The following is an 11,934-nucleotide window of genomic DNA, read 5'->3' on the forward strand; positions in this document are numbered from 1 at the left end:
CCTACGCGAGCAGGTCGTCCATCAGCTCGCGGATCCGGCTGACGGCCGCGGCCGCCGGCCGCCCGCGCCACACGGCCAGCAACGGCTCGCGCTGCTCCTCGTCGCCGAGGATGGCGTTGAGCCGTTCGCCGTTCTCAAAGGGAAAGAACATTTCGATCTGGGTGCCGATCCGCTTCGCGAGTACGGCCAGTTCGCGGGCGGTGTCGACCTCACCCCGGTACACCGCGAACTCCGCGCCGCCCGACGCCCACGCCCCGATCACCGGCAGGTCCCGTGAGGTCAGCGCATCCTCGCGGGCGAGCGACAGCAGGGCGGCCGCCTGGATGGTGGCGTGAGTGCCCGACACCCGCCCCACCTGGGCCACCCGCAGGTAGATGATCGCCGCCGTGGCCCGGAGCATCACGCGCGGCTGTGGCGGCGGTCCGACCCAGCCGGCGAGGACACGGGTCACCTCGTCGGCGCGGGCGAGCGCCTCGTCGTACCGCTCACGCTGCCAGGCGAGGTGCGCCAGGCCGAGCAGCGCCTGCGCGGCGTCGGTCTGCTCGGCCTGGCCCAGCGCGGCCGTCTCGCCCAGTCGCCGCTCCGCCTCCGCGTCGCCGGTCAGGGCGAGCTGCACGTCCAGCCGCACGCGGATCGACCGCGCGTCCTGCGTGGCGCCGACCAACTCCATGAGCCGGACGCTTCGGGTCAGCCACTCGGACGACCGGGCATCCCCGCCCGGGACCAGGAACTGCCCGACCGCACCCGCCGCCATCGCCATGCCCCAGTGGTCGCCGGCGGCCTCGAAGCGGTGGTAAGCCTGCTCGGCGTCGCTGATCGACGCCTCCGGTAGGCCGCCGTTCTCCCGTACCGCCGCGCGCGCGAACAGCCCCAGCCCCTGCACGTACGGGTCCGGGTGCACGACCATCTCGGTAGCGCTCTTCAGGCTCCGCTCCAGATCGGACGCGTCGAAGCCGGGCAGTGCCGACGCGAGAGCGGTCATCCGGGACGACACCTCGCCGGGGCGTTCGGTCTGGAGTGTCCGCAGCGCCCGCCGGGCGAGCACGGCGGGCCGCAGATCGGCGCTCACTCCGGCGTTCACGCTTATCACCACGCACGTCCAGGCCAGCCGGTCGGCGTTGGGCAGTGGCCGGCCGCTGGCGGCACCCCGCAGGATCGCCGATCGCAGCCGCCGCTGCGGGTCGTCGACGTGCAGGAGCCCGCGCGCCCAGGCGACGACCTCCAGGTGCAGGCCCCGCACCGACCAGAGGTGGAACAGCGCGGTGGCGACGTCGACGGCGGCGGGCTCGTCGCCCGCTCCCATCGCCCACCGCAGGCCCGTGACCAGGTTGTCCTGCTCGGCGGCGCAACGGTGCAGCGCCTCTACCTGGCCCGGGCCGATGAAACGGCTGGCGAGGGTGACGGCCTGCTCCCGGGCCCACCTGACCAGGCCGGTCATGGCCTGATCCCGGTCACCCGCCGCGTCCAGCCGGGCCTCGCCGTACTCACGGACCGTTTCGAGCATGCGGTAGCGCGGCGGACCGTCCCCCTCGACCAGGGTCAACAGGGACTGCTCGACGAGGGTCGCCAGGCCACGACGGACGTCCGGGGCCTGCGCGACGGCGGCGGCGAGGTCCGCGGTGAACGGCGCGGGGATGACAGCGACCCGCTGGAGCAGGTCGCGGTCGGCCTCGGCAAGCAGTTCCCTGCTCCAGTCGACAAGCGCCCACAGACTCGCGTGCCGCTCGGGCAGGCCGCGCAGGGCGTCGTCGAGCAGCGCGAACCGGTCGGTCAGCCCGGCGAGCACGTCGTCGATCGGCATGTGCCGCAGTCGTGCGGCGGCCAGTTCGAGGGCCAACGGCAGGTTGTCGAGCCGGTGACACAGGGCGAGCGCCCGCTCGGTGTCCCACGTCGGTACGGCGCCACCGGCCCGTGCCCGGGACTCGACCAGCGCGAGCGCGTCGGCGTCCGGCAACGCGGTCAGCCGGTGCACCAGCTCGCCGACCAGGCCCAGTGGGGCGCGGCTCGTCGCGAGCACCGCGACCTCCGGCGAGGCCGCCGCGACCAGGTCCGCGACGACGACGGCCACCGCGTCGAGCACGTGCTCGCAGTTGTCCAGCACCACCAGCCCGTCGAGGTCCGGCGCCACGGCGCGCAGCCGCTCCTCGGGGCTGAGGACCCGCCGCTCCAGACCCAGGTTGCCGCCGGTCGCCGAGGTGTCCGCACCGCCGAGAGCGGCGAGCACAGTGGGCAGCACCTCGTCGGGCGAGCGCAGACCAGCGAGTTCGATCACGCGGACCGCCCGCCCACCCGCTGCCGTACGCCTGGCCACCTCGGCGGCGAGGCGGGTCTTGCCCGCCCCGCCGGTTGCCACGACCGTCACGACGGGTGCCTCGGCGAGCGCGTCGGTGACGGCCTTGACGTCGCGCTCCCGCCCGACGAGGGCCGCCATGGGTCGGCGCCACGCGGCGGGCAGCGTGATCCGCGCCTGTTGCCGAGGCGGTGCCGCGACGGGCGGTGCGGTCAGTTCACCGCGCAACAACGCCAGGTGGACGCTCGTGATCACGGGTGATGGGTCGGTGCCGTAGCGGTCGGCCAGGTCGACGCGTAGCCGCTCGATAACCTCCAGCGCCTCCGCCTCCCGTCCCTGGGCGGCGAGGACCCGGACCAGCAGGGCGGCGGACGGCTCGTCCGGCGGTGTCCGCGCGACGAGCCGACCCAGGTCGACCTCGTCGAACGGGCCCGCCCCGGCGAGCGCCGCCTGTGCGCGCAGCGCGGCGACGTCCGCGAACAGGCGGGTGTCCTCTGTGGTGTCGAGTTCGGGAACCTCGGGGAACAGGGCTCGCGCCTGATCGGCCAGGCCGCGGGCGGCACGGACGTCACCGCACCGGAGGACGGTGCCTGCCTGATCCAGGAGCGCGCGCGCCTCGACCGCGTCGACGGTGATCTCGTCGGCGGGCAGCCGGTAGCCGCCCGGCACCGCGACCACGGGCAGCCCGAGGCGGCGCACCCGGGACACGAGCGCCTGGACGGCGCCGGTCGCGTCGTCGGGCGGTACGCCGTCCCAGACGGCGTCAACGAGCAGGCTCACGGAGACCGCTCGCCCCCGCGCGTCGACGAGCGCGCGGAGCACCGCCGCGAGCCGTTCACCTCGAACGGGCTTGCCGTCGACGGCGAGTGGGCCGAGGGTCGCGATGTGCACGGACCCAGCATCCCCCACGCGCGCACGGGCCCGACGAGCACCGGTCCGTCCGGCCGGTCACGGCTCCGCGACCAGCTTGACAGGCCGTCATGAGGTTAGGTTAGCCTAACCTCATGCAGAACGAGTTGGCGTCGGTCAACGGGGAGCGCAGCCTGTCCGGCGTCGACCTCCGTCTGGGCTACCACGGTGTGCCGGTGGTACACGGTGCCGCGATCAGCCTTCGTGCGGGCGCCGTCACCGCACTGGTGGGGCCCAACGGCAGCGGCAAGTCCACACTGCTGCGGGCTCTGGCCCGGCTGCACCCGATCGAGGCCGGAATCGTGCACCTCGCCGACGGCGTCACGGCCGCCAGCCTCGCGGCCCGGGAGTTCGCCCGGCGGGTCACGCTGCTCGCCCAGAGCCGGCCGGTGCCCAGCGGGGTCACCGTCCGCGACGTCGTCGGCTACGGCCGCCACCCCTACCGGGGGCGCTGGCGCACCGAGGACCCGGACGGTCCCGCCGCCATCGCACGCGCCATGGACGTCACCGGCCTGGCCGCGATGGCCGATCGACCCGTCGACGAGCTGTCCGGAGGCGAGTTGCAGCGGGTCTGGTTGGCCACCTGCCTCGCCCAGGACACCCCGGTCCTGCTCCTCGACGAACCCACCACGTTCCTCGACCTGCGCTACCAGGTGGAGATCCTCGACCTGGTACGTGACCTCGCGGACGACCACGGCGTCGCCGTCGGCGTCGTACTGCACGACCTCAACCAGGCAGCCGCCGTGGCCGACGAGGTGGTCCTGCTGCAACAGGGCCGGGTGCGTGCCACCGGCACCCCCGCGGCGGTCTTCACCGAGGACGCCCTCACCGAGACCTACGGGATCCGCATCGAGGTGACCACCGATCCGATCAGCGGACTGGTCACCACCCGCCCGGTCGGACGGCACGCGATCCGCGCCCTGGCCTGAACACCCCTCATCCCCAGCAGAGAAAGACAGTCATGACCCGTACCCGTTTCACCGCCCTCATCGCCGTCGTGGCCGCGCTGACGCTCGGCGCCTGCGGCACGACCGAGAAGACCGCCACCCCCGAGACCTCCGCCTCGGCTGCCGGCGGGCCGGTCACCCTCACCGACAGCCGGGGCAAGGAGATCACCCTCAAGGCCCCGGCGACCAAGGTCGTCGGTCTCGAGTGGGGTGAGGTCGAGATGCTGGTCAGCCTTGGCGTCATGCCGGTCGGCGTGGCCGACCCGAAGGGCTACGGCACCTGGGTCACCTCGGCGAAGCTCGACCCCGGCGTCAAGGACGTCGGCACCCGTGGCGAGCCCAGCGTCGACTCGATCGTCGCCCTCCAGCCCGACCTCATCGTGATGGAGGACGACCGGGGCGCCAACATGATCAGTCAGCTGGAGAAGTACGCCCCCGTCGTGGTCGCCAAGGGCAGTGACGCCACCGACAACCTGGGCCGGATGCGCACCGACCTCACCATGATCGCGAAGGCGGTCGGCAGGACCGCGCAGGCGGAGAAGCTGCTCGCCGACTTCGACGCGGCCATCGCCGACGGCAAGAAGAAGATCGCCGACGCGGGTGCCGCCGGCCGGCCGTTCGCCATCGCCGACGGCTGGAAGGAGGGCAGCACCGTCAGCATCCGGATGTTCGGCAAGGGCTCTCTCGTCTCCGACATCGGCACCCAGCTCGGCCTCACCAACGCCTGGACCGGCAAGGTCGACGAGGCGTGGGGCCTCGGCCAGACCGACGTCGAAGGCATGACGGTCCTCAAGGACCCGGACATGCACCTCTTCTACAACGCCTCCGACGGCGACGACGTGTTCGCCGATGGCCTCGCCGGCAACGCCATCTGGAAGTCGCTGCCCTTCGTGCAGAAGGGCAACCTGCACAAGATGCCCAACGGCATCTGGACCTTCGGCGGTCCGCTCTCCGGCAAGCAGTACATCGACGAACTCGTCAAGACGTACGCGGTGTGAGCGTGCTGAACGCGCCCCCACGCCCGGAGCCGGCCACCCGGCCGGCTCCGGGCGGGAGCCTGGCCATGCCCCGCATCGCCGTCGTCTTCGTCGCCGCGATCCTGCTGCTGCTCGTGGTCGGCGCGGTGCACCTCACCCAGGGCACCTCGAACGTCGGCGCCCTCGACCTGCTGCGGCTCGCGACCGGCGCCGACGATGAGGCGGCCCGCGTCCTGATCGCGTCCCGCCTGCCCCGGCTGCTCGCCGGGCTCGCCATCGGCGTGGCGCTCGGGTTCGCCGGGGCGGCATTGCAGTCGATCGCCCGCAACCCGCTCGCGTCCCCCGACACCCTCGCTGTCAACGCGGGCGCCCACCTGGCGATCGTCGCCGTCGCCGCGTTCGGCGTCTCACTGCCCGCGCTGCCCGCCGGCGGCCTCGCCTTCGGCGGCGGGCTGGCCGCCGCCGGCCTGGTGATGGCGATGTCCTCCGGTGGGCAGGCCGGCACCACCCGGCTGATCCTCGCCGGCTCGGCGACCGCGCTGGCGCTCGGGTCGGTGACCACCCTGCTGCTGCTTCTGTTCGAGCAGGCCACCATCGGGCTGTTCGCCTGGGGGAACGGCTCGCTGGTGCAGAGCGACCTGACCGCGCTGACCCAACTCGCCCCGGTGATCGTCGGCGCCGCCATCGTGCTCGTGCTGCTCGGGCACCGCCTCGACATCCTCGCCCTCGGCGACGACACCGCCACAGTGCTCGGCCTCGACGTGCGGCGCACCCGGCTCACCGTGATGGTGCTGGCCGTGCTGCTCTCCGCCGCGGCCGTCACCCTCACCGGCCCGGTCGGCTTCGTCGGCCTGTGCGCCCCGGTGATCGTCAGGCTGCTCGCCCCCGTGGTGCCGGGCGTGCACCGGCACCGCGTCCTGCTGCCGTTGTCCGGCATCGTCGGGGTCATCATCGTGCTCGGCTCGGACGTGCTGCTGCGGGCCGTGATGGGCGGGCAGGCCGGGGTCGACATCCCCACCGGCGTGGTCACCACACTGTTCGGCGCGGTGATCCTCATCTGGCTGGCCCGCCGGCACCGCGACGCCGGCCCCACCCGTCGTCCGCCCGGCGGGCACGCGGCCGTCCGCTCCGCCGCCTTCCACCGCGGCGTCGTCGCCGTCACCGCCGTCCTGACCGTCTGCGCAGTGGCGGTCGGCATGCTCGCCGGTGACACCTGGGTGCTGCTCGGTGACGTCGTCAACTGGGTCAACGGCAGCACCGGGCCCGCGTACACCTTCGTGCTGGACCAGCGGTGGCCGCGCGTCGCCGCGGCGGTCCTGGCCGGCGCGGCGCTCGCGGTAGCCGGCACCACAGTGCAGGCGGTCTGCCGCAATCCGCTGGCCGAACCCGGCATCCTCGGCATCACCGCCGGCGCCGGGCTCGGCGCGGTCTCCCTGCTCACCTTCGTGCCGCTGGCCGGGGTCTGGGCGGTCTCCGGCGTCGCCGGGCTCGGCGCGATGCTGGCGTTCGCCCTGGTCTACGGCCTGGCCTGGCGCGGCGGGCTGAGCTCCGACCGACTCGTGCTGATCGGCTTCGGCGCCTGGCAGGGCGGCATGGCGGTCATCACCTACCTGGTCGTGGCCTTCGACCCGTGGAACACCGGGAAGGCGTTGACCTGGCTGTCCGGCTCCACCTACGGTCGGATGCCCACCCAGGTGCTGCCGGTGGCGATCGCCCTGCTGGTGCTCACCCCGGCCGTTGTCGCCGCCCGCCGGGAGCTCGACCTGATGGCGCTGGACGACGACACCCCCCGCGTGCTGGGCGTCCGGTTGGAACGCACCCGGTTGATCGCGCTCGGCGCGGCGGCGCTGCTCACCTCCACCGCCGTCTCGGCCGTCGGGGTCATCGGCTTCGTCGGTCTGGTCGCCCCGCACGCCGCGCGGGCGCTCGTCGGCGGTCGGCACTCCCGGGTGCTCCCGGTGGCCGCCCTGCTCGGCGCGGCGTTGGTCAGCATCGCCGACACCTTCGGTCGGACGGTCATCGCGCCGGCCCAGATCCCCGCCGGCCTGGTCACCGCCATGATCGGCACCCCGTACTTCGTCTGGCTGCTGTGGCGCTCCCGCGCCGTGGCGAGCACCACCCGGTAGAGCCGCCCGAGTCGAGAGAGGCACCATGACCGAGACCCTGCCCATCGCCCCGTGGCGCGTGTTCGCCGTCACCGTCCGCGCGGTACGCCGCCTGAGCCCGTCCTTCACCCGGGTGACCTTCACCGGGGCGAACCTGGACCGCTTCGCCGACAACGGTTACGACCAGCGGATCAAGCTGGCGCTGCCGCTGCCCGGTCAGGACCGGGCGACCCTGCCGGAGGGCGCGGACTGGTACGCGACGTGGCGGGCCCTGCCCGAGCACCTGCGCAACCCGATCCGCACCTACACCGTCCGGGCGGTCCGCCCGCACCTGGCCGAGGTCGACGTCGACCTGGTGCTGCACGGCGACAGTGGCCCGGCGACGCGCTGGGCGCGGCGGGCCAGCGTCGGCGACGAGATCGCCCTGGTCGGGCCGGATGCCGGCTTCGACGGCAACCACGGCGGGGTCGAGTTTCGCCAGTCCACCGGCGGCACCGTGCTGCTGGCCGGGGACGAGACCGCCGTGCCGGCGATCAGCAGCATCTGCGAGCGGCTCCCCCTCGACGCCCGGGGCACCGTCGTGCTGGAGGTGCCCGACGCCGCCGACGTGTTGCCGCTGCTCGCACCGCCCGGCGTCGAGGTCCGCTGGCTGGCCCGGGGCGCCGACGGGTACGGCAGCCGGCTGCTGCCCGCCGTCGTCGCCGCGGCCGGGGAGCTGCTGGCCCCCGGCGCGTCGACGGCCGCCCAGCCCGTGCCGGACGTCGACGTGGACACCGAGATCCTGTGGGAGGTGCCCGAGCAGGTGGCCCCGGCACCGCTCTACGCGTGGCTGGCCGGGGAGGCCGGCGTCATCCGTAACCTGCGCCGGCACCTGGTCGCCGAGCGGGGTCTGGACCGGCGGGCGGTAGCCTTCATGGGCTACTGGCGTCTCGGACACTCCGACGCCGCCTAGCGCCGCGCCGGGCGGCCGCGAGGTGCGTCGGAGGCCGTGAGGCGCGTACCGTTTCGGGTCGGACTTGGGGCGGGCCGGCTGGAGCCGGTCCGGGATACGGGACGAGACAACGACGCATGACGGTGGACAACATTACCGAAAACGGTCAAGAGGGTATTGACCGAAGCCGGCTGGAGGCCTGCCTCAGCGTCTTCGAGGCATTGGAGGCGCTGCCCTCCGACCACCCCGACGTGGTGCAGGTGCAGCGGGCCACCGCCCGGCTCTACAAGGTGATCAAGCAGCGGCGGCGGGAGGAGCGGCGGGACGCCATCCTCGCCGCCGACCGCGCGGTGACGGAGGCCACGGCCACCGGCGCTCCGGGGCGGATCGACGACGAGACGCAGGGCATTCCGCTGGCGTCCTCCGCCGCGGGCGAGACGGCCGGCTTCCTGCACAATGCGCGCGGCTGTTACGTCTGCAAGCAGCGCTACCGCGAGGTGGACGCCTTCTACCACCAGCTCTGCCCGTCCTGCGCCGCGCTGAACCGGGAGCGCCGCGACGCCCGCACCGACCTGACCGGCCGGCGTGCGCTGCTCACCGGCGGCCGGGCCAAGATCGGCATGTACATCGCGCTGCGGCTGCTGCGGGACGGCGCGCACACGACGCTGACGACCCGGTTCCCGCACGACGCGGTCCGTCGCTTCGCCGCGATGCCCGACAGCGCGGACTGGCTGCACCGGCTGCGGATCGTCGGGATCGACCTGCGCGACCCCGCCCAGGTGATCGCCCTCGCTGACGACGTCAGCAGCCAGGGCCCTCTCGACATCCTGATCAACAACGCGGCGCAGACCGTCCGCCGGTCCCCCGGGGCGTACGCGCAGCTCATCGCCGCCGAGGCCGCGGCCCTGCCGGACGGCCCGCTGCCGGAGCTGATCACGTTCGCCAAGCCGGACGGGCAGGGCGGCCCTGTGGGCACCCTGACCGCCGGCCCACAGTCGACGGCGCTCACTCCGCACGCGCTCACCGCGCTGGCACTGACCAGCGGTTCGGCCTCGCCGGAACGGATCGCGGCGTCCACCGCCATCGACGCCGGCGGGCTCGTGCCTGACCTCGACTCGGTCAACAGCTGGGTCCAGCGGGTCCAGGAGGTGGACCCGGTCGAGCTGCTCGAAGTGCAGCTGTGCAACGTCACCGCGCCGTTCGTGCTGGTCAGCCGGTTGCGCCCAGCGATGGCCGCCGCGTCGGCCCGCCGCAAGTACGTGGTGAACGTGTCGGCGATGGAGGGTCAGTTCGGCCGCGGTTACAAGGGGCCGGGGCACCCGCACACCAACATGGCCAAGGCGGCGCTGAACATGCTGACCCGCACCAGCGCCGAGGAGATGTTGACCGACGGCATCCTGATGACCAGCGTCGACACCGGCTGGATCACCGACGAACGCCCCCACCCCACGAAGATGCGGCTGGCCGACGAGGGCTTCCACGCCCCACTGGACCTGGTCGACGGCGCGGCCCGGGTGTACGACCCGATCGTCCGCGGCGAGCAGGGCGAGGACCTGTACGGCTGTTTCCTGAAGGACTACGCGCCCTGCGCCTGGTGATCGCCGAGCGACGAGGATGATCGCCCGCACCAACAAGGAGAAGAACATGTCAGCTGACCGTGAATCGTGGCCGACGCTCGACGAGCTGCTGCGCGAGGAGAACGAGCTGGAGCTCGCGGGCCTGTCCGAGACCGACGCGTACGAGCTGGGGATGCTCGCCGTCGCCGCCGCGACCGAGCAGCGGCTGCCGGTCTCGGTGGGCGTGTGGCGGGCCGGGCGGCAGCTGTTCCACTGTGGCCTGCCGGGGTCGACGGCGGACAACGACGCGTGGCTGCGCCGCAAGGGGCGGGTGGTGATGCGCTTCGAGCACTCCTCGCTCTACATGGCCCGGCTGTGCCAGGACAAGCAGGTGACGCTGGCCGAGCGGTTCGGTCTGCCGGCCTCGCGGTACGCGGCGGCCGGGGGCGCGGTACCCCTGCGCGTGCGCGGCACCGGTGTGGTGGGCTGGGTCGGTGTCTCCGGGCTGCCGCAGTTGGACGACCACCGTTTCGTGGTCGACATCCTCCGCAAGCTCCCCCGATAGGGCGTTGCCGGCGGCCTCGCAGGCGAGGCCGCCGGGTCACTCGCTCCAGGGCCTGTTTCATAAGAACTGGCCGGCCTGCGGCAGGCCCGGACGACGACCGGCGGCGTTGCGGTTTCGTCCGGATACAACACCGGTATCCGGACGAAACCGCGCCTTGCCGGATCGCCGCCCGGACTCCGCCTCGGCTCGACCGCCCTTATGAAACAGGCCCTAGTGTGCGCGCCGGTTGGCGCGCAGGGCGCCCAGGAGCACGCCGGGGCGGGCCAGGGAGTGCGGGTGTTCGCGCATGGAGACGACGTCGTTGAACCGCCGCGCGGTCGCCACGTCGGTGACGGTCGCGGCGATGACCTGGCTGCTGGCCCAGCGGGAGAACCGGTAGCCGCGCGGGTAGGGCCCGTCGACGTGGGGCAACGCCAGGTCAGCCGAGGTGGAGAGCGACCAGGCGGCGTCCACCACGACCTTCTGGAGCGCGAGGTAGTGGCGCGCGGGCGCCCGCAGATCCGGGCCGGACCGAAGGTACGTCGACAGGCAGGCCGCGTGCAGGGCCGCCGCCGTCATGCCCTGCCCGTACACCGGGTTGAACGACGCGACGGCGTCGCCGACGCTGATCAGGCCGGCCGGGAACCGCTTGAGCGCGTGGAAGTCCCGTCGTCGACTGTCGGCATGGTGGTAGGTCTGGACGTCGCCGATCATCTCCTGGTCGGCGACCTCGCCGAACTCCGGTGGGAACTGCTCGCGCAGGCGGCGGACGAAGTCATCCGCGGTACGCCCCGGGCGGTCGTTGCCGTAACCGGCCATCATGGCCATCCACCGGCCGTCCTCGATGGCGAAGAACGCGGCCCCGGCCACGTCCGTCCCCATTCTCGGCGTGTTCAAAGCCAGGACGACAGTCGAGGCCGGGGTGACCTCCGGGCGGCGGAGCAGGGCGGTCGCGTAGTTGAGGTGCACTGTCATCCGCCGGGTGACCGGCCGGTCCCAGTCGGCCTGCTCCAGCCAGTCCGAGAGTCGGCTGGACCGCCCCATGGCGTCGACCACGAGGTCGGCGCGTTCGACACCGGGCACCCCATCGACCTCGGAGCGGACCCCGGTGACCGCGGTGCCGTCGAACACGAGGCCGGTGGCGCGGGCGGTGATCGTCTTGACGTTGGGCAACCGGAGCACCTGCTGGCGGATCAGGCCCTCCAGCAGCGGTCGACTGCCCGCCAGACTGTCGGCGTCGTCGGGGACGACTACCTTCAGACGCCCATCGAGGTAGTTGCGCCGGGCCTCGGGCGGCGCCTCGACTGCTCCGCGCGCCAGTGCGTCGTCGCGGAATCCAGGGAACAGGCGCTCCAGTTGGAAGAGGCCGCCGGGCAGCAGCGCGTGCAGCTGTGTCCCCTGGGGTACGCCGGGCCGCGCGCCGGTCACCTGCGGGTCGTCCCGGTCGATGATGACGACGGTGTCGGCGTGGTCGGACAGCACCCGGGCGGCCAGTAGACCGGCGACACTGCCGCCGACCACAACGGCCGTGCCCATCGTCGGGGTCAGCTGGTCAGGGGGTCGCGGCGCGTTCAGTTCCGCGAAGACCCGGGACGGGGAGAGGGACATGGTGCTCTCCAAGGGGGGTAACGGGGGGCGTGCCCTCCCCGGTTGCTGTCAGCGACCGTGCGCGGAC

8 protein-coding genes are annotated in these 11,934 nt (G+C 73.2%); 6 read left to right on the top strand and 2 right to left on the bottom strand.

Features of this window, described 5'->3' with window-relative positions; genetic code table 11:
- Position 1: 1 nt before the first annotated feature.
- Positions 2 to 3,181 (bottom strand): BTAD domain-containing putative transcriptional regulator, encoded by a 3,180-nt coding sequence (locus tag ACFYPG_RS22845; protein ID WP_355010269.1) that lies wholly within the window; start codon positions 3,179 to 3,181, stop codon positions 2 to 4.
- Between the two features lie 113 nt (positions 3,182 to 3,294).
- On the opposite strand from ACFYPG_RS22845, the gene ACFYPG_RS22850 reads away from it, so the two are divergent.
- The 6 genes from ACFYPG_RS22850 (at position 3,295) to ACFYPG_RS22875 (ending at position 10,280) form a co-directional block, all read left to right on the top strand.
- Complete coding sequence (locus tag ACFYPG_RS22850; protein WP_355010268.1) at positions 3,295 to 4,128, top strand: ABC transporter ATP-binding protein; 834 nt, start codon at positions 3,295 to 3,297, stop codon at positions 4,126 to 4,128.
- Between the two features lie 32 nt (positions 4,129 to 4,160).
- On the top strand, positions 4,161 to 5,144 hold the full coding sequence (locus ACFYPG_RS22855; protein ID WP_355010267.1) for an iron-siderophore ABC transporter substrate-binding protein: 984 nt from the start codon (positions 4,161 to 4,163) through the stop codon (positions 5,142 to 5,144).
- Positions 5,145 to 5,149: 5 nt separating this feature from the next.
- Complete coding sequence (locus ACFYPG_RS22860; protein ID WP_355010273.1) at positions 5,150 to 7,249, top strand: iron ABC transporter permease; 2,100 nt, start codon at positions 5,150 to 5,152, stop codon at positions 7,247 to 7,249.
- A 25-nt stretch (positions 7,250 to 7,274) separates the two neighbouring features.
- Entirely contained in the window at positions 7,275 to 8,180 is a 906-nt protein-coding gene (locus tag ACFYPG_RS22865; RefSeq protein WP_355010266.1) for a siderophore-interacting protein, read from the top strand.
- 116 nt (positions 8,181 to 8,296) lie between these two features.
- On the top strand, positions 8,297 to 9,757 hold the full coding sequence (locus tag ACFYPG_RS22870) for an SDR family NAD(P)-dependent oxidoreductase (protein WP_355010265.1): 1,461 nt from the start codon (positions 8,297 to 8,299) through the stop codon (positions 9,755 to 9,757).
- Between the two features lie 46 nt (positions 9,758 to 9,803).
- Positions 9,804 to 10,280: a heme-degrading domain-containing protein gene (locus ACFYPG_RS22875; RefSeq protein ID WP_355010264.1), complete on the top strand. Its 477-nt coding sequence runs from the start codon at positions 9,804 to 9,806 to the stop codon at positions 10,278 to 10,280.
- Positions 10,281 to 10,490: 210 nt separating this feature from the next.
- Here the strand turns inward: ACFYPG_RS22875 and ACFYPG_RS22880 are convergent, their stop codons facing one another.
- Positions 10,491 to 11,867: an FAD-dependent oxidoreductase gene (locus ACFYPG_RS22880; RefSeq protein WP_387353794.1), complete on the bottom strand. Its 1,377-nt coding sequence runs from the start codon at positions 11,865 to 11,867 to the stop codon at positions 10,491 to 10,493.
- Positions 11,868 to 11,934: the final 67 nt, after the last annotated feature.

The organism is Micromonospora sp. NPDC005553 (genome assembly GCF_042871765.1).
GTDB lineage: Bacteria > Actinomycetota > Actinomycetes > Mycobacteriales > Micromonosporaceae > Micromonospora.

Bases quoted from the DNA above. Each gene is read 5' to 3' on its own strand.
- ACFYPG_RS22865 (WP_355010266.1), top strand. From the start codon at position 7,275: ATGACCGAGACCCTGCCCATCGCCCCGTGGCGCGTGTTCGCCGTCACC.
- ACFYPG_RS22870 (WP_355010265.1), top strand. From the start codon at position 8,297: ATGACGGTGGACAACATTACCGAAAACGGTCAAGAGGGTATTGACCGA.
- ACFYPG_RS22875 (WP_355010264.1), top strand. From the start codon at position 9,804: ATGTCAGCTGACCGTGAATCGTGGCCGACGCTCGACGAGCTGCTGCGC.
- ACFYPG_RS22855 (WP_355010267.1), top strand. From the start codon at position 4,161: ATGACCCGTACCCGTTTCACCGCCCTCATCGCCGTCGTGGCCGCGCTG.
- ACFYPG_RS22850 (WP_355010268.1), top strand. From the start codon at position 3,295: ATGCAGAACGAGTTGGCGTCGGTCAACGGGGAGCGCAGCCTGTCCGGC.
- ACFYPG_RS22880 (WP_387353794.1), bottom strand. From the start codon at position 11,867: ATGTCCCTCTCCCCGTCCCGGGTCTTCGCGGAACTGAACGCGCCGCGA.